This is a genomic window from Bradyrhizobium sp. 521_C7_N1_3, assembly GCF_052075975.1.
Taxonomy (GTDB): Bacteria; Pseudomonadota; Alphaproteobacteria; order Rhizobiales; family Xanthobacteraceae; genus Bradyrhizobium; species Bradyrhizobium japonicum.
On sequence record NZ_CP197232.1, the window covers coordinates 6942415 to 6960188 of the forward strand.

Sequence of the window (17774 nt, forward strand, 5' to 3'; positions counted from 1 at the left end):
GAAATAACGGGTTGGATTCGACTTTTGAATCTCCTCTGAAGCCTGAGGCCCGCCCCCGCGGCAGGGCCCGTCCCGCCCCCCATCTGGGCAAGCTGGATGAGCTAAAAGTGCATAATCCCTTGGCTTTCGCCCGCTGCTATCAGGTGCTAAGAGGCGGCGGATATTCCCGTGGCGCGCCAAAGCGCCGTTCCCAAGAGGCTTCCCCGATCATGGCAAAAATCAAGGTGTCCAACCCCGTCGTCGAACTCGATGGCGACGAGATGACCCGGATCATCTGGCAGTACATCAAGGACAAGCTGATCAACCCGTACCTCGATGTCGAGCTGCTCTATTTTGACCTGGGCATGGAGTACCGCGACCACACCAACGATCAGGTGACCATCGACGCCGCCGAGGCGATCAAGAAGGTCGGCGTCGGCGTCAAGTGCGCCACCATCACCCCGGACGAGGCCCGGGTGAAGGAGTTCAACCTCAAGCAGATGTGGAAGTCGCCGAACGGCACCATCCGCAACATCCTCGGCGGCGTGATCTTCCGCGAGCCGATCATCTGTAAGAACGTGCCGCGCCTGGTTCCCGGCTGGACCAAGCCGATCATCATCGGCCGCCACGCCTACGGCGACCAGTACCGCGCCACCGACATCAAGTTCCCCGGCAAGGGCACGCTGACGATGAAGTTCGTCGGCGAGGACGGCACCGTGATCGAGAAGGAAGTGTTCAAGACCCCGGGCTCCGGCGTCGCGATGCAGATGTACAATCTCGACGACTCCATCATCGACTTCGCCCGGGCTTCGTTGAACTACGGCCTGCTGCGCAACTACCCGGTCTATCTCTCGACCAAGAACACGATCATGAAGGTCTATGACGGCCGCTTCAAGGACATCTTCCAGGACGTCTACGACCGCGAGTTCAAGAAGGAATTCGAGGCCAAGGGCCTGACCTACGAGCACCGCCTGATCGACGACATGGTGGCCTCGGCGCTGAAATGGTCCGGCGGCTATGTCTGGGCCTGTAAGAACTACGACGGCGACGTGCAGTCCGACACGGTCGCGCAGGGCTACGGCTCGCTCGGCCTGATGACCTCGGTGCTGCTCACCCCCGACGGCAAGACCGTGGAAGCCGAAGCCGCCCACGGCACGGTGACCCGCCACTACCGCGAGCACCAGAAGGGCAAGGAGACCTCGACCAACTCGATCGCGTCGATCTTCGCCTGGACCCGTGGCCTGGCGCACCGCGCCAAGCTCGACAACAATGCCGAGCTCGCCAAGTTCGCCACCACCCTCGAGAAGGTCTGCGTCGACACCGTCGAGGCCGGCTACATGACCAAGGATCTCGCGCTCCTGGTCGGTGCCGACCAGCGCTGGCTCTCGACCACCGGCTTCCTCGACAAGGTCTCGGAGAATCTCACGAAAGCGTTGGCGTAAGCCCGCGCATTATTTTCGTCTGATCGGGGTTAGACATCGTTATGGGCCGCGCTTAGGCGCGGCCCATTCATTTTGACCCCGTTGCGGAGGCCACCCATGTCCATCGTCAAGTTCGCCGTCCCCTGCCTGCTGCTCGCGGCCGTGGCCGGACCCGCCGCGGCCGCGGAGCCGCTCCCCGACGCCATCGCCGCCCCCGGCGAGACCGTCGTGCTTAGCGTTCACGCCGAAGGCGCGCAGGTCTATGACTGCAAGGCAGCCGCCGACGGCAAGCTCACCTGGGCTTTCCGGGAGCCGGTGGCGACGCTGCTCGTCGAGGGCAAGACCGTCGGCCGCCACTACGCCGGCCCGAACTGGGAGCTTGCCGACGGCAGCGGCGTGGCCGGCAAGGCCATCGGCAACGCGCCGGGCGCAACCGCCGCCGACATCCCCTGGCTGAAGCTGGAGGTCGCCTCCCGCCGCGGCAGCGGCATCCTGACGCCGGTCACCACCGTCCAGCGCATCAACACCCACGGCGGCAAGCTCGAGGGTTCTTGCGACAAGGCCGGCGAGTTCAAAAGCGCGCCGTACTCGGCGGACTACATTTTCCTGAAGAAGGGCTGACCGCTTAGCGGTCGGTGTCGTCGCGCTCCGCCTGCGCCAGTTCCGCCGCCGCGAGGTCGCCGGTCTCCTCCAGCCGGGCTTTCGCGGTCTGGTGGACGTGGGCAGCGAGCGTCGGCATGCGCTCGATCAAAGCGTGAAAATCCTGGGCGTCGAGCACCAGCAGCCGCGTCTTGCACGTCGCCGTCACCGTGCCGCTGCGTTTGGTCTTATGCAGCAGCGCGATCTCGCCGAAGAAGGTGCCGTCGCCGAGCCGCACCTGCTGGCTCGGCAGCGCGATCTCGACCTCGCCCGCAGTGATGAAATACATCGAGGAAGCGGCATCGCCGCGGCGGACCAATATCTCGCCCTGCTCGATGGTGCGGGCGCGGAGCAGCCGCATGATGTCGGCAATCTCTGCTGCGCTGAGATGCGAGAACAGCGGCACCCGCGCCAGCATGCCCCAGGTGACGACGAAATCGCGCCGCCTCACCTCCTCGGCAAAGGCGGTCGAGATGATCGCGACCGGCAGCGCGATCATGGCAAAGCCGCTGATGATGGCGAATACCGAGATGAACTTGCCGAGCGGCGTCACCGGCACGACGTCGCCATAGCCGACGGTGCCGAGCGTCACGATCGCCCACCACATCGCGTCTGGAATGGTGCCGAGCTTGCTGGGCTGCACGTCGCGCTCGATAGCGTAGAGCAGCGAGGCGAAGGTCAGGACCACACCGATCAGGATGACGATGCAGCCGATCAGCGCACGCCGCTCGGCATGGATGGCCGCGAGCAGCGAGCGCATTGCCGGCGAATAACGGATCAGCTTGAAGAACGGCAGCACGCCGAGCCCGGCCAGCGTCGCGTGCCGGCCTGTGGCCAGCACGATCGCGGCCGGCAGGAACGCCATGAGGTCGATGATGCCGAGCGCGGAGAAGGCATAAGAGAGCCGGTCGGACAGCGCGGAGCCGTTGCGCTGGGTGTGCCCCGCCACGGTCCACAGCCGCGCCAAATATTCGAGCGCGAACACGATGACGGCGAGGACGGCGACCGCGCTGAACAGCGTGTCGAACCGCGCGTCGAGCTCCGGCACCGAGGCAAGGATCATCGCGACGACGTCGAGCACGATGACGCCGATGATGATCTGGATGAAGCGCGACCCGATCGAGTAGGCGAGCGGATCGTGCTCCAGCAATTCGTACAGGCGATCCCTTAGGTTGGGATCGGCCGGGCCACGTCCTCGCGGAACGAGGCGCATGAGTCTTTAAGCGCCTGCCATCGCTTTTTCGATCGCCGCGAGCGCCTCGGGCGCCTTGGCGCCATCGGGGCCGCCGGCCTGCGCCATGTCGGGCCGGCCGCCGCCGCCCTTGCCGCCGAGCGCCTCGGAGGCGACGCGCACGAGGTTCACGGCATTGAAGCGCGCGGTGAGATCCGCGGTGACGCCGACAACGATGCCGGCCTTGCCGTCCTCGGTGACGCCGACGATGGCGACCACGCCGGAGCCGATCTGCTTCTTGCCGTCGTCCGCAAGGCTCTTGAGATCCTTCATCTCGATGCCCTCGACTGCGCGCGCCATCAGCTTGACGTCGCCGACCTCACGCACGCCTGCGGCTCCGCCGTTCCCGACGGACGTACCGCCGCCCATCGCGAGCTTCTTACGGGCGTCGGAGAGCTCGCGCTCGAGCTTCTTGCGCTCCTCCATTAACGCGGCGATGCGCACCGGCACGTCGTCGACCGAGGTGCGCAGCTCGTTGGCCGCGCTCTTCGCCAGCGCCATGGTCTCGTTGGCGTGCCTGCGCGCATAATTGCCGGTCAGCGCCTCGATGCGGCGCACGCCGGAGGCGACCGCGCTCTCGCCGGTCAGCGTGATCAGGCCGATGTCGCCGGTGCGCTTCACATGGGTGCCGCCGCAGAGCTCGACCGACCAGCCGAGCGCATTGGCGCCGCGCTCACGCGCGGTCCTACCCATCGAGACGACGCGGACCTCGTCGCCATATTTCTCGCCGAACAGGGCACGCGCCCCGGCCTCGCGGGCCTCGTCGACGCCCATGACGCGCGTGGTGACCTCGTCGTTCTCCAGCACCACGTCGTTGGCGATGTCCTCGACGCGGGCGAGCTCTTCCGCCGTGATCGGCTTCGGATGCACGAAGTCGAAGCGCAGGCGGTCGGGGGCGACCATCGAGCCGCGCTGGGCGATGTGATCACCGAGCACCTGACGCAGCGCCTCGTGGATGAGATGCGTCGCCGAATGATGCGCGCGGATCGACGAGCGGCGCGAATGATCGACCTCGAGCTGCAGCGCGGTACCGAGCTTCAGCTCGCCGCTCTCGACGGTGCCGACGTGAACGAAGAGATCGCCGAGCTTCTTCTGCGTATCGGTGACGCGGAACTTGATGCCGCCCTCGCCGCTGAGCAAGCCAGTGTCGCCGACCTGGCCACCTGATTCCGCGTAGAACGGCGTCTGGTTGAGCACGATCGCGCCGGTCTCGCCGGCCTTGAGGCTGGCGGCTTCCTGGCCGTCCTTCACCAGCGCGGAGACCACGCCTTCGGCGCTCTCGGTCTCATAGCCCAGGAATTCGGTGGCCCCGAGCTTCTCACGCAGCGGGAACCAGATTGCTTCGGAGGCCGCCTCGCCAGAACCCTTCCAGGACTCGCGCGCCTTGGCCTTCTGCCGCTCCATCGCGTCGGTGAACGAGGCCTGATCGACGCTGATGCCGCGCGACTTCAGCGCGTCCTGTGTCAGATCCAGCGGAAAGCCGTAGGTGTCGTACAGCGTGAACGCGACGTCGCCATCGAACATGTCGCCCTTCTTCAACGACGCGCTCTTCTCGTCGAGGATCGCAAGGCCGCGGGTCAGCGTCTTGCGGAAGCGGGTCTCTTCCAGCCGCAGCGTCTCCTCGATCAGGTTTTCCGCGCGCATCAACTCGGGATAGGCCTGGCCCATCTCGCGGACCAGCGCCCAGACCAGGCGGTGCATCAGCGGCTCCTTGGCACCGAGCAGCTGCGCATGGCGCATCGCGCGGCGCATGATCCGGCGCAGCACGTAGCCACGGCCCTCGTTCGACGGCAGCACGCCGTCGGAGACGAGGAAGGCCGAGGAGCGCAGATGGTCGGCGATGACGCGGAACGAGGCCACGGTCTGCTCGTTCGGCCCGCTGCCGAGCGCGGACGCGGTCGCGTCGATCAGGTGGCGGAACAGGTCGGTCTCGAACACGCTGTCGACGCCCTTCATGACGCTGGCCATGCGCTCCAGCCCCATGCCGGTGTCGATCGAGGGACGCGGCAGATCCACGCGCTCCTCCTTCGTCACCTGCTCGTACTGCATGAACACCAGGTTCCAGAATTCGAGGAAGCGGTCGCCGTCCTCTTCCGGCGAGCCCGGAGGTCCGCCCCAGATGTGATCGCCGCGGTCGATGAAGATTTCCGAGCACGGGCCGCACGGACCGGTGTCACCCATCGCCCAGAAATTGTCCGAGGTCGGGATGCGGATGATGCGGTCGTCGGAGAAGCCGGCGATCTTCTTCCACAGGCCGGCCGCCTCGTCGTCGGTGTGGTAGACGGTGACGAGCAGCTTGTCCTTCTTGAGCCCGAACTCCCGCGTGATCAGGGTCCAGGCCAGCTCGATCGCGCGCTCCTTGAAATAGTCGCCGAACGAGAAATTGCCGAGCATCTCGAAGAAGGTGAGATGGCGTGCGGTATAGCCGACATTGTCGAGGTCGTTGTGCTTGCCGCCGGCGCGCACGCATTTTTGCGACGTGGTGGCGCGCTGATAGGGCCGCTTCTCGACGCCGGTGAAGACGTTCTTGAACTGCACCATGCCGGCATTGGTGAACATCAACGTGGGATCGTTGCGAGGCACCAATGGCGAGGACGACACGATCTCGTGGCCGTTCTCGGCAAAGAAGTTCAGAAAGGTCGACCTGATCTCGTTGACGCCGCTCATGTTCATCCAATCGGGTGTGCTTGGACCCGCTGATTTGCCATCCAAACCGGGCATTTGGGCTGATATCTGCGGGTCAAAGCGCTTTTAGACAAGGCCAGCTGCGCTGTCCAGAAACTGTGCAAGGAGATCAGTGAGTTGCCGCAGGCGCGCAATCCCGTTTGCAATCCCGTTGAAAGCCGTCAGGTGCGCGTTGACAGGCTTGGCCGGCCTGTGGTCTGTACCCATCTGTATCGTACGGCCACGTCGGGAGAGACCGGCTTTGGTGCCGGCGCCGAAGGAGCAACCGCCCCGGAAACTCTCAGGCAAAAGGACCGCGTGGCTTTGACGACATCTGGAAAGAGGCGCCGACGGGCATAACACCCGGACAGCGTCCGCCGACGGGATAATACTCTCAGGCACAGCGACAGATGGGGCTTCGACTGGTTGCTACCGGGGAATCGTCCCCGGGGAACCGCCGAGGGCCCCGTAATGCTTGCGCGCGACGACCAAGATTCCCTCAAACGTACGCCCCTTCACGGGCTTCACGTCTCCCTCGGCGGCAAGATGGTGCCGTTCGCGGGCTATGACATGCCCGTGCAGTACCCTGCGGGCGTCCTGAAAGAGCACCTCCATACCCGTTCCTCCGCCGGCCTGTTCGACGTCTCCCACATGGGCCAGCTCGCGCTCCGGCCCAAATCCGGCAAGGTCGAGGACGCCGCCCGCGCGCTGGAACGGCTGGTGCCGCAGGATATCGTGGCGATTGCCCCGGGACGGCAGCGCTACGCCCAGTTCACCAATCCGGACGGCGGCATTCTCGACGATCTGATGGTCGCCAATTTCGGCGACCATCTGTTCCTGGTCGTCAATGCCGCCTGCAAGGAAGCGGACGAGGCGCATCTGCGCGCGCATCTCTCGGGCGACTGCATCATCGATTCGCTTCAAGACCGCGCCCTGATCGCGCTGCAGGGCCCGAAGGCGGAAGCCGCACTGGCGAAATTGTGTGCAGAGGCGCCCGCCATGAAGTTCATGGACGCCGGCCCGCACAAGGTTGCCGGCCTCGACTGCTTCGTCTCGCGCTCCGGCTACACCGGCGAGGACGGGTTCGAGATCTCGGTCCCCGCCACGCACGCCGAGCACCTCGCCAGGACGCTGCTTGAAAACCCCGACGTGATGCCGATCGGCCTTGGCGCCCGCGACAGCCTGCGGCTGGAGGCCGGGCTCTGCCTCTATGGCCACGACATCGACACCGCGACCACGCCGGTCGAGGCGGCGCTGGAATGGTCGGTGCAGAAGAGCCGCCGCACCGCCGGCGCCCGCGCCGGCGGCTTTCCCGGCGCCGAGAAGATTCTTGCCCATTTCGACAACGGCGCGAGCCGCCGCCGCGTCGGCCTGCGCACGGAGGGCCGCGCGCCGGTGCGCGAGGGCGCGCTGCTGTTTGCGGATGCCGCAGGCGGCGAGCCGATCGGAAAGGTCACCTCGGGCGGTTTCGGCCCGAGCCTGAACGCGCCGGTCGCGATGGGCTATGTGCCCACGGCATCGAGCGCGCTCGATACAAAACTCTTCGCCGAAGTGCGCGGCCAGCGGCTGCCGCTCACGGTCGCCGCCATGCCCTTCGTGAAAAACACCTACAAACGCTGAGGACTGAGAAAATGACCACGACGCTGTACACCTCCGACCACGAATGGCTCGCCATCGACGGCGATGTCGCCACCGTCGGCATCACCGACTACGCGCAGTCGCAGCTCGGCGACGTCGTATTCGTCGAGTTGCCCAAGGTCGGCCGCAGCCTGAAGAAGGCGGAAGCCGCCGCCGTCGTGGAATCGGTGAAGGCCGCCTCCGACGTCTACGCGCCTGTCACGGGCGAAGTGCTCGAGACCAACGACGCGCTCGCCGCCGAGCCGGCGCTGGTGAACTCGGATGCGCAAGGCAAGGCGTGGTTCTTCAAGATCAGGATGGCCGACAAGAGCGAGCTCGGCGGCCTCATGGATGAAGCCGCCTACAAGGCACATACGGCGTGAGGATTATGAGCCGAGCCTCAACATACTCACTGTCATGCCCCGCGAAGGCGGGGCATCCAGTCAACGCAGCCGGTTCGGCTAGACCCGAGAGGCCGCGGCGTACTGGATCGCCCGCCTTCGCGGGCGATGACAGCAACTCCTAGCGAGGACCCATGATGACCGCGCACCGCAAATCCAACGGCGACACCGCCAGTTTCGTTCGCCGCCACATCGGCCCCTCCGCCCGCGATGTCGCCGCCATGCTGGAGGCCGTCAGCGCCAAGAGCGTCGACGCGCTGATGGCGGAGACGCTGCCGGCCTCGATCCGGCAGACCGCTCCGCTCGATCTGGGCAAGCCCTTGAGCGAGACCGAGGCGATCGCGCACATGGCCGAGCTCGCGCGAGAGAACCAGGTCTTCACCTCGCTGATCGGCCAAGGCTATTCCGGCACGATCCTGCCCGCGGTGATCCAGCGCAACATTCTGGAGAACCCGGCCTGGTACACGGCCTATACGCCCTACCAGCCCGAGATCAGCCAGGGCCGGCTGGAGGCGCTGCTCAACTTCCAGACCATGATCTGCGATCTCACCGGGCTCGACGTCGCCAACGCCTCGCTGCTCGATGAGGCGACCGCCGCGGCCGAAGCGATGGCGCTCGCGGAGCGGCACTCGCGGGTCGAAGCCAAGGCCTTCTTCGTCGACAAGGACGTGCATCCGCAGACGCTCGCCGTGATGCGCACCCGCGCCGAGCCGCTGGGCTGGACCCTGATCGTCGGCGATCCCCTCACCGATCTCGACAAGGCCGACGTGCTTGGCGCGCTGCTGCAATATCCGGGCTCCTCGGGCGCCGTGCGCGACCTCAGGCCTGCGATCGCGGCCTTGAAGGCCAAGGGCGCGCTCGCGATCGTTGCCGCCGATCTCCTGGCGCTGACGCTGCTCGCCTCGCCCGGCGAACTCGGCGCCGACATCGCGATCGGCTCGGCGCAGCGCTTTGGCGTGCCGATGGGCTATGGCGGGCCGCACGCCGCTTACATGGCGGTGCGCGATGCGCTGAAGCGCTCGCTGCCCGGCCGCATCGTCGGCCTCTCCGTGGACTCGCGCGGGATGCCTGCCTATCGCCTCGCGCTGCAGACCCGCGAGCAGCACATCCGCCGCGAGAAGGCGACCTCCAACATCTGCACCGCGCAGGTGCTGCTCGCCGTGATCGCCTCGATGTACGCGGTCTATCACGGCCCCGAGGGGCTTGCGCAGATCGCGCGCAACGTGCATCGCCGCGCCGCCGTGCTCGCTAGCGGCTTGTGCAAGCTCGGCTTCGCGCCGCAGTCCGAAAGCTTCTTCGACACGCTGAGCGTGGATGCCGGTGCCAGGCGCGCCGAGATCGTCGCGCGCGCGGCGGCCGAGCAGATCAACCTCGGTATCGGCGAAACCGCGCTCCGCATCGCGCTCGACGAGACCACCACGCCGGCGACCGTCGAGGCGGTCTGGCGCGCATTCGGCGGCACGCTCGTTTACGCCGAGATCGACGCCACCACGCGCGAGGCGCTGCCGGAAGCGCTGAAGCGCACCACCGCCTTCCTCACCCATCCCGTCTTCCACGCGCATCGCTCGGAGACCGAGATGCTGCGCTACATGCGCAAGCTCAGCGATCGCGACCTCGCGCTCGACCGCGCCATGATCCCGCTCGGCTCCTGCACCATGAAGCTGAACGCGACCACCGAGATGATGCCGCTGACCTGGCCGGAATTCGGGTCCCTGCATCCCTTCGCCCCGCGCGAGCAGGCCAAGGGCTATCACGCGCTGTTCGCGCGGCTGGAGAAATGGCTGTGCGACATCACCGGCTATGACGCGATCTCGCTGCAGCCCAATTCCGGCGCGCAGGGCGAATATGCCGGCTTGCTCGCGATCCGCGGCTATCACGCCGCACGCGGCGAGGCGCATCGCAAGATCTGCCTGATCCCCTCCTCCGCCCACGGCACCAATCCGGCCTCGGCCGCGATGGTCGGCATGGACGTGGTGGTGGTCGCCTGCGAAAAGAACGGCGACGTCGACGTCAACGATCTCCGCGCCAAGGCCGAGAATCACTCGAACGATCTCGCCGCTGTCATGATCACCTATCCCTCGACGCATGGCGTGTTCGAGGAGCACATTCGCGAGATCTGCGACATCGTGCACGGCCATGGCGGCCAGGTCTATCTGGACGGTGCCAACCTCAATGCGCAGGTCGGCCTTAGCAGGCCCGGCGATTACGGCGCCGACGTCAGCCATCTCAACCTGCACAAGACCTTCTGCATCCCGCATGGCGGCGGCGGCCCTGGCATGGGTCCGATCGGCGTGAAGGCGCATCTCGCGCCGTTCCTGCCCGGTCACCCGGCGACGAATGGGGACGCATCGGTCGGCCCGGTCTCGGCCGCGCCATTCGGCTCGGCGTCGATCCTGACCATCTCCTACATCTACATTCTGATGATGGGCGGCGACGGCTTGAAGCGCGCGACCGAAATCGCGATCCTCAACGCCAACTACATTGCCGCGCGCCTCGATGCGCACTTCCCGGTGCTCTACAAGAACGCGAAGGGCCGCGTCGCACATGAGTGCATCGTCGATCCCCGCCCGCTGAAGACGACCTCAGGCGTCACCGTCGACGACATCGCAAAACGCCTGATCGATTACGGCTTCCATGCCCCGACCATGAGCTTCCCGGTGCCGGGCACGCTGATGATCGAGCCGACCGAATCGGAATCGAAGGCGGAGCTGGACCGCTTCTGCGACGCCATGATCGCGATCCGGAAGGAGATCGCCGAGGTCGAGGCCGGCCGCTTCAAGATCGAGGCTTCGCCTTTGCGTCACGCCCCGCACACCGTGCACGACATTGCGGACGACGATTGGAAGCGCGCCTACACCCGCGCCGAGGGCTGCTTCCCCGCGGGCACCTCGCGCACCGACAAATATTGGTGCCCGGTCGGGCGCGTCGACAACGTCTACGGTGACCGCAACCTGGTGTGCTCGTGCCCTCCGGTCAGCGACTACGCGGAAGCGGCGGAGTAAGGGATCGTAAGCTTCGTAGGGTGGGCAAAGCGGAGCATGCCCACCACCTTTGTACGCGTTCGAATATGGTGGGCACGGCGCTTACACGCCTTTGCCCACCCTACGCCCCCGAACGGTATCTAAGGCGCCACCAGCGAACGCCTCCGCGCATCCCACCGCCAGAGCCGTTCGTTGGTGAGAAGCGTACCACCCCACCAGCGCCGAATCGGGTTGCGACGGCGGAAATCCTCCCGGCCATCAAGGACCGCTCGGCCGAATTCGGTTAGCGACAGCCGGCTCCGGCGAAAGGCCGCGTTGCGACCTCGTCCATTGTCCGGGTCGAGCGTCGCCAGCTTGCCATCCAAACCTGCAATCGCGGGCGTCGGGCCGAAAGCGAGTCCTTCGAGCAGCGCACCTAACTCCCACGGATCGAACACGCGCGTCTTGAGCGCGCCCGGTCGAAACAGCTGGTCGGTACGATTGTGTCCGCTCGCGATCAATTCGAGAAGCCGCGCCTCGGTCGCCCCCAGTCCCGTCGTCGGCGACGGCAGTTCTGCGAGCAGGTCTTCCATGGCCGGCTTCAGGAAAGACAACTTGCCGAGCGGCCTGTCGAGCAGCCCGGAGCACAGCTCGGGCGTCGGCGCGCGGTAGGCCTCCCAGGCCAGGCTCGCGATCTCGAAATCGCCTTCTTCGATATCGAGCTCCCGCACGTCACGATGACGAAGCTCTGTCGGATCTGCTCCACGCAGGTCGAAATCGACACGTCGTAATCTCAGACTCGCTGCGATAGATGGCTCGGAACGCAGGTAGTCGAGGATCCAGATCAATTGCAATTGACTGTTGGGTTCAGGGTCGAACCACAGCTCGATCAACTCGACGCCGTAAGTCTCGCAGAACCAGAGTAGTGCCCCTTCCCGATCCAGGCGCTGAACATAGGGCAGTTGGCGGACGCAATCAGACCAGATGATCTCCTCGAAAATTCTGAGCGCGCGTCCACCCAGATAGCGATTGAGGTGCTCAGCCGACGGAAGTGGCCCCGAAACGAAGCGAAAGATGAACGGCACGACCATGTCGGCGCGATCCGCATGGGCAAGACCGACGCCGGACGAACTGGTCAGGATCACGCGTTTCATCGCGAACGCCCCCCAAAACGAAACGGGCACTGACGACGTCGGCAACTCAACGTCCTCAGCGCCCGCTCCTCGCGAAAACTCTTCGCGTTAGGTCTTACTCGTCCGCCGGCTCCTCGCCGTCAGCGTCGCGCTCGGGGGTGCCGGCGAGAATCTGCTCGGCGATCAGGCCGGAGTTCTGGCGGATCGAGGTCTCGATCTTGGCGGTGATGTCGGGGTTGGCCTTCAAAAACGCCTTCGAATTCTCGCGGCCCTGGCCGAGGCGCTGGCTGTCATAGGAGAACCAGGCGCCGGACTTTTCGACGATGCCGGCCTTGACGCCGAGATCGAGGATCTCGCCCATCTTGGAGACGCCCTCGCCGTACATGATGTCGAATTCGACCTGCTTGAAGGGCGGCGCCAGCTTGTTCTTCACCACCTTGACGCGCGTGGTGTTGCCGACCACTTCGTCGCGCTCCTTGATCGCGCCGATGCGGCGGATGTCGAGACGGACGGAGGCATAGAATTTCAGCGCGTTGCCGCCGGTCGTGGTTTCCGGCGAGCCGTACATCACACCGATCTTCATGCGGATCTGGTTGATGAAGATCACCATGGTGTTGGATTTGTTGATGGAGGCCGTCAGCTTGCGCAGCGCCTGGCTCATCAGACGGGCCTGGAGACCCGGCAGCGCATCGCCCATCTCGCCCTCGAGCTCGGCCTTCGGCACCAGAGCCGCGACCGAATCGACCACCAGCACGTCCACCGCACCCGAGCGCACCAGCGTGTCGCAGATCTCCAGCGCCTGCTCGCCCGTGTCCGGCTGCGAAATCAGGAGCTCGTCGATGTTGACGCCCAGCTTGCGCGCATAGACCGGGTCGAGCGCGTGCTCGGCGTCGATGAAGGCGCAGATTCCGCCCTTCTTCTGCGCTTCCGCCACCGTGTGCAGCGCCAGCGTGGTCTTGCCCGAGGATTCCGGCCCGTAGATTTCCACGACGCGTCCCTTCGGCAGACCACCGATCCCGAGCGCAATGTCGAGCCCGAGGGAGCCCGAGGACACCGCCTCGACATCCATCGACCGGTCGTTCTTGCCGAGCTTCATCACCGAGCCCTTGCCGAACTGGCGCTCGATCTGGGAGAGCGCGGCGGCCAGAGCTTTACTCTTGTCCATGGAGGATCCTTCGACGATACGCAGGGCAGTGTTGGACATTGGGTCGTGCTCCTTATGGCGAGGATTCGGGTGCGGGACAAACGATTGGCGCGGCGGGTCGTCGATAAAAGCAATGTACCCTATTTGTTCCAGGTTCGCAATATGTTCTTTCGCGGATTTTGGCGCTGGCCTGTTTTAACCCCCAGTGGCCTAAGTTGAATTTGGCAGTGGCCTATTTTGTTCTCGTTCGGGCCAAAACGCGCCCAGCTCTGTTCATGACCGCTGTTCACGTTGGCCGACATTTGGCCAAGGTCTGTTCATGCCTCCAACGGATTAGGGGCACCGTCAGAGGGCGTCCTCCTAATTCATTTGTGGATTTTTGGTTGTGCACATCGACGGGTACCACTCGCCAATTACATGCTCTCCGAATTGCAACGAAGGAGACGTCATGAAGAAGTGGTTGCTTTTGTCGGTTGTTGGCTCGGTCGGGATCATTGCGGCACATCCAGCTCAAGCCAGGTCGTGCTCTGACTACAAAGCCATCTGCATGTCCAAGGCCGCTAAGCCAGAACGGTGCGACGGCGCGTGGAAGCAGTGCATGAAAACCGGCATCTACATCGGTCCCGAAAGTGGGACCAACCACGGACAGGCCGATAAGCGCTAGCAAGAGAGGCCGCCTTAGTTGGCGGCCTCATTCATTCAAAAACACCTTTCTTGTCGCGTCCGCTGACTTCATCGACCAAACGCGAGACATCTGCATTTCGCTTTGCTTTGCGCAGGAACAGCGCAAAACCCTCATTTCGGCCAGCACCCGGATTTCGCCACGCGCCTGTTCCCGGCCTAAGCGGCCTGATTTGAAAACGAAAGTGCCCCGTTTTGTTCTCGGGGCTACGATTGGTGTATCCGCGAGCGGAACGTCGCCGTCATAAATCCGCAATCCCTAGCGAATCTTTTGCGGTGTCCGGCCTGTCTGAGGATGGTGCCGCTAGTCGTTGAGGGAGTCCGGGTGATGACAGAAAACACGCAGCAGCAGGCGGACAGGCGCAATCGGCTATTGCAAGCCGCCACCCAGGAAATGATCAAATTCGAACACAAGGAAAATGAGTTCCGCAGGCGAGATCGCGAGGAGCGCGCGGCGGAGCTTCGTCTGCCTCTGGATAAGATCAACCTCCACTGAGCGGCGCCGACAATTTCACACGACTGTCATGGCACGTTCCTAGCATTGTCACGCGACGGGGGTCCGGCGCGCGGCTCTCCGTCCAACCTCGGCCTAGACCACCAGATGGGCGGAGAGCTCGCCGACCTCCCGAACCATCGCTGCACGCCTGGCCAACAACGTCCTTTCATCCGGATATTCTGATGATCAGACGATCGCAGCCGTTGCAGGCGGTGGCCCGATCCCCTCTGAGGTGTCCCGCAGCGTGACATAAAACCTTGGCACAGGTTGTGCACACTCATCATCACCGGGGTTTTGCATCCACCTCTCCGGGGCTGGAAAGCCGCCGCCCGCGCGACATTTAAGCGGGCGGCGTTTTTATTGATGTCGAAATCCGACAGTCCCACTGTCCTAATTCGGACAGCATCCGGATTTGGATACCGGCCTGCTTCCGACCTCCCTGGTCCATGGCGAATTTCGAAGCGGCTTGATCTTGAAAGTTCTTACGCGCGCCAAGCCGAGACCGGCTCGCACATGAGCGAGTGGCTGACATCGCCAGGGCTTCAGCCGCCAAGGCCGGCCTAGAAGCAGACGGCGCCTGAGCGATCGCGTTGCCCGGCACAGATCCGGATTCGCCCCGGCGTGGTCATTCGCGTTGGCGGCACCAACGCTTGAGGATGAAGGTTTTCCAAATTCTGCGGGTGTCCCGATGAACCTTGGCACGAGACGTGCTGACATAACGATATCGGGATTTTGCAGTTTCCCTCCCGGGGCTGGTAAGCCGCCGTCCGCGCTTCATTTAAGCGGACGGCGTTCTTGCTTCCGAAGCCCAACAAGCAACCTGTCCTGACTTGATGTTCCGAATGTCCTGATTGGGACAGCACCCGGGTTTGGGCACCCGCCTGTTTTCGACCTCACTGTCCGATTTTGAAACGAGCGGTGGCCGGATTTGACGTCGTTCCATTGTCGCGATGTGAGACAGCACGCCGCGGCAGGACGCAGCGCAGTCGCCTCCACCCGTCACCGAGCGGCCCTCGGCATCTACCGTTGATTGAGAACGCCATCACGCTCGCGCCTCGCTGTCCTCTGGAAAGAAGCAACGCGGCAGAGCTTCGCGCAATCCTTCAGGCGCTCCGCAAGAAACTGAACCAACGCGCCTCGATTGGCCGCTCCCATCTTGATCCGTCACCGCGTTGGCGCGGCTGCTGCAGCGACAGAAACCGAGGGGAGCCAGGATACTCTTTCACCAAGGCGGACAAGCGGCCGCTTCGAAACGTCGCGGCCTGCGGGAACAAAGTTCATGCGAATGGACGATGACCGCGTCGAGATCGTCTCCCTAGCATTCACGCGCCTCGTTCGCTCGGTTCGATTCAAGATGCTCTGCGAATAGGCGCAAGCCGAAGAAGGGTCTGCCACTTCCAGCCGCGACCGCTTCAATCAACGAGGTACGATGAATGGATCAATTGTACGCCGAGCGGTTCGATAGCTCCCAGAGTTCGGAACACCGCCCATTCATTTCAGTGGCAATACCCACCTTCCGCCGACCGGAGATGGTGCGCCGTGCGATTGAAAGCGTGCTGCAGCAGGAGCACGCCGACTGGGAAATGGTGATCAGCGACGACGAAGGTCCAGAGGGCGCGAGTTGGAGCATCCTGTCCGAGCATGCGCGGAGCGACCCGCGCATTCGCGTTATCGAGAACCACCGCGGCCGGGGCCAAGTTGAGAATACCAACAACGCGATGCTCGCATGTCGCGGCGACTGGATCAAAGTGTTGCACGACGACGACTGGCTCACGCCAGGATCGCTTGCGACTTTTGCGGAATTGGCGAGGACGTATCCCACCGCTGCGTTCATGACCTCCACATCTCATCTCGTTCAGGACAGCGGCATAAAGTACCGGCGAGGACACCAAATTTATCTGTATTCGGGCCAGCAGTGCCTGACCGATCTCTATCTGGCGGGCAAGACCCGATTGCTTGGAATTGTCCCATCGACCCTGCTGATCAACGGCAAGGTCATCCGGTCCGGTTGCCTGATGCGAAACTACAAGTCGATCAGTTGGGGCGTGGACCAACTGTTCTTTCTCGATCTCGCCTGCCAGGGCGACATGGTGGCGATCGACGACGGTCTTGTGTTCTACGACACGACCAACCACGCGAGCATCACGGCATTGGGATCGTTCCCTCAGATTGACCAGGAGACCATCGAACTCAAGCACCTCGCCTGGAGCCTTCTGGAGGATAAGCGCGGACTTCCCGATCCTGAAACGATGGTGCGTGCATTGCGGGTTGCCCGGCTGCGCACACGGATCCTTCAGCAGCCCTTGAGCGCAACGATCCGCGATGCGCTTCAAATCTTGCGCCCCTCGGTTTTGAAGGCGGCCAACCTGGCGATCCGAGCCTGGTCGCGTGCACCGGGTGCGATTGCAACCTTACCGGGGATCGCTCATTGCACGGATTTCCTGTGAGATCATTCGGCAGTTCCGGTGTCAGAGTTGCCGCAGCTGCGTTTGGCGCACCGAGACAGGTGACCTAAAGTATGCCGACGATCCGCGGGAGATCATCCGGAAGCTTCGCAAGATGAATTTAGGCCCCGGTTGGCGGCCCATGCGAAGGCCGCAGCAGGGTCCGCCGTGGCCCATCGGTCGCGGGAATTCTTGGCAATGCGGCGGACTTGACTGCCGTGCGCCCGCAAAGACATCGGGCGCAGCTGTTCGATGATCGCCAGGCGCCTGCGCGCTCGGTCGGCGACCATCCAACCAATGCCATCCATCCGAATGAAAACTCGCTCAGGCAAATACGCACGTCCCCGTCGTCTGCGAATCGAAGACGATAGAGAAACCGTGCCGCCCTCGAGATGCATTTGCGCATGCGAATCGGGTCAGGATAATTCGGTAATTATGTGCTGAAACGAACAGAGCCGTGGTGAGGGTCGACTAAACTCGGATTCGCTTGGTCTTTGCCAAGGGCCAAGCATCCCCAAGCGGCCCCGGCCTTCACCCCTATCAAGCCCCACCGGCCGGGGCCGTCGTCAGGGACGAGCCTGTTTCCTGGCGTGGCGGCCTTTGATTTCGGGAGTGACCCGTTTTGTGGCGCAGAACACAACCTGACCACGAATACCTGTGGTAGGATACGAGGCATTGCAACGCCAAGGGTCGTCAGCGCCCGCGTGGGAACCGTATTAGGGTTGAGCTGTTGACCCGTTTCATAGATGGGCTCAATTATGATCGACGCTGCTAAATGCGAGGAACTCGCAAATCATTACAAGGTCCTCTCTCAAGCATCCGGGGTTTCGGCGGAGAGGGCCTTCCTGTTGAAGAACATCGCCCGGAGCCTCACTGGCGTGGCTAGCCAATTGGACAGGCTGGCCGCCCTCACGAGAGACGAAGCAAGGGTCACGCCGCCACAGCTGTAGGCGGACGCAAGGCG

Annotated in this window: 12 protein-coding genes and 1 riboswitch; of the genes, 8 read left to right on the plus strand and 4 right to left on the minus strand. The window is 63.9% G+C overall.

Annotated elements, in window-relative coordinates; genetic code table 11:
* The first annotated feature begins 209 nt into the window (after positions 1 to 209).
* Positions 210 to 1421, plus strand: a complete 1212-nt coding sequence (locus tag AB7008_RS32855; protein ID WP_014494114.1) for an NADP-dependent isocitrate dehydrogenase — start codon at positions 210 to 212, stop codon at positions 1419 to 1421.
* A 96-nt stretch (positions 1422 to 1517) separates the two neighbouring features.
* Positions 1518 to 2021 (plus strand): DUF3455 domain-containing protein, encoded by a 504-nt coding sequence (locus AB7008_RS32860; protein ID WP_028158409.1) that lies wholly within the window; start codon positions 1518 to 1520, stop codon positions 2019 to 2021.
* Positions 2022 to 2025: 4 nt separating this feature from the next.
* Here the strand turns inward: AB7008_RS32860 and AB7008_RS32865 are convergent, their stop codons facing one another.
* On the minus strand, positions 2026 to 3252 hold the full coding sequence (locus AB7008_RS32865) for a cyclic nucleotide-gated ion channel (protein ID WP_304490484.1): 1227 nt from the start codon (positions 3250 to 3252) through the stop codon (positions 2026 to 2028).
* Positions 3253 to 3258: 6 nt separating this feature from the next.
* Positions 3259 to 5937, minus strand: a complete 2679-nt coding sequence (gene alaS / locus AB7008_RS32870; RefSeq protein WP_441260132.1) for an alanine--tRNA ligase — start codon at positions 5935 to 5937, stop codon at positions 3259 to 3261.
* Positions 5938 to 6171: 234 nt separating this feature from the next.
* Positions 6172 to 6260, plus strand: a riboswitch (glycine riboswitch).
* Between the two features lie 145 nt (positions 6261 to 6405).
* Between alaS and gcvT the strand changes: the two genes are divergently transcribed.
* From gcvT to gcvP, 3 genes are all read left to right on the plus strand, one after another.
* Positions 6406 to 7554, plus strand: a complete 1149-nt coding sequence (gene gcvT / locus AB7008_RS32875; protein WP_441260133.1) for a glycine cleavage system aminomethyltransferase GcvT — start codon at positions 6406 to 6408, stop codon at positions 7552 to 7554.
* Positions 7555 to 7565: 11 nt separating this feature from the next.
* A complete protein-coding gene (gene gcvH / locus AB7008_RS32880) occupies positions 7566 to 7934 on the plus strand; it encodes a glycine cleavage system protein GcvH (RefSeq protein WP_028158405.1) in 369 nt (122 codons plus the stop codon).
* Between the two features lie 155 nt (positions 7935 to 8089).
* Positions 8090 to 10954, plus strand: coding sequence for an aminomethyl-transferring glycine dehydrogenase (gcvP, locus tag AB7008_RS32885; protein ID WP_441261262.1), 2865 nt, complete (start codon positions 8090 to 8092; stop codon positions 10952 to 10954).
* Positions 10955 to 11073: 119 nt separating this feature from the next.
* On the opposite strand, the gene AB7008_RS32890 is transcribed toward gcvP, so the two are convergent.
* Both AB7008_RS32890 and recA read right to left on the minus strand, forming a co-directional pair.
* Positions 11074 to 12066 (minus strand): hypothetical protein, encoded by a 993-nt coding sequence (locus AB7008_RS32890; RefSeq protein WP_441260134.1) that lies wholly within the window; start codon positions 12064 to 12066, stop codon positions 11074 to 11076.
* 94 nt (positions 12067 to 12160) lie between these two features.
* On the minus strand, positions 12161 to 13249 hold the full coding sequence (recA, locus tag AB7008_RS32895) for a recombinase RecA (RefSeq protein WP_014494106.1): 1089 nt from the start codon (positions 13247 to 13249) through the stop codon (positions 12161 to 12163).
* Positions 13250 to 13637: 388 nt separating this feature from the next.
* Here recA and AB7008_RS32900 point away from each other — a divergent pair, with 388 nt between their 5' ends.
* The 3 genes from AB7008_RS32900 (at position 13638) to AB7008_RS32910 (ending at position 16813) form a co-directional block, all read left to right on the plus strand.
* Positions 13638 to 13853, plus strand: coding sequence for a hypothetical protein (locus AB7008_RS32900; RefSeq protein ID WP_028158402.1), 216 nt, complete (start codon positions 13638 to 13640; stop codon positions 13851 to 13853).
* A gap of 345 nt (positions 13854 to 14198) precedes the next feature.
* Positions 14199 to 14366 carry a hypothetical protein gene (locus tag AB7008_RS32905; protein WP_441260135.1) on the plus strand — a complete coding sequence of 56 codons (168 nt, stop codon included), beginning with the start codon at positions 14199 to 14201 and terminating at the stop codon, positions 14364 to 14366.
* 1433 nt (positions 14367 to 15799) lie between these two features.
* On the plus strand, positions 15800 to 16813 hold the full coding sequence (locus tag AB7008_RS32910) for a glycosyltransferase family 2 protein (RefSeq protein ID WP_441260136.1): 1014 nt from the start codon (positions 15800 to 15802) through the stop codon (positions 16811 to 16813).
* The last annotated feature ends 961 nt before the right edge of the window (positions 16814 to 17774 follow it).

Excerpts from the sequence above, each read along its gene's own strand:
- AB7008_RS32910 (WP_441260136.1), top strand. The coding sequence starts at position 15,800 with ATGGATCAATTGTACGCCGAGCGGTTCGATAGCTCCCAGAGTTCGGAA.
- AB7008_RS32855 (WP_014494114.1), top strand. The coding sequence starts at position 210 with ATGGCAAAAATCAAGGTGTCCAACCCCGTCGTCGAACTCGATGGCGAC.
- AB7008_RS32900 (WP_028158402.1), top strand. The coding sequence starts at position 13,638 with ATGAAGAAGTGGTTGCTTTTGTCGGTTGTTGGCTCGGTCGGGATCATT.
- gcvP (WP_441261262.1), top strand. The coding sequence starts at position 8,090 with ATGACCGCGCACCGCAAATCCAACGGCGACACCGCCAGTTTCGTTCGC.
- recA (WP_014494106.1), bottom strand. The coding sequence starts at position 13,249 with ATGTCCAACACTGCCCTGCGTATCGTCGAAGGATCCTCCATGGACAAG.
- gcvT (WP_441260133.1), top strand. The coding sequence starts at position 6,406 with ATGCTTGCGCGCGACGACCAAGATTCCCTCAAACGTACGCCCCTTCAC.
- AB7008_RS32865 (WP_304490484.1), bottom strand. The coding sequence starts at position 3,252 with ATGCGCCTCGTTCCGCGAGGACGTGGCCCGGCCGATCCCAACCTAAGG.
- AB7008_RS32890 (WP_441260134.1), bottom strand. The coding sequence starts at position 12,066 with ATGAAACGCGTGATCCTGACCAGTTCGTCCGGCGTCGGTCTTGCCCAT.
- gcvH (WP_028158405.1), top strand. The coding sequence starts at position 7,566 with ATGACCACGACGCTGTACACCTCCGACCACGAATGGCTCGCCATCGAC.
- AB7008_RS32905 (WP_441260135.1), top strand. The coding sequence starts at position 14,199 with ATGACAGAAAACACGCAGCAGCAGGCGGACAGGCGCAATCGGCTATTG.
- AB7008_RS32860 (WP_028158409.1), top strand. The coding sequence starts at position 1,518 with ATGTCCATCGTCAAGTTCGCCGTCCCCTGCCTGCTGCTCGCGGCCGTG.
- alaS (WP_441260132.1), bottom strand. The coding sequence starts at position 5,937 with ATGAGCGGCGTCAACGAGATCAGGTCGACCTTTCTGAACTTCTTTGCC.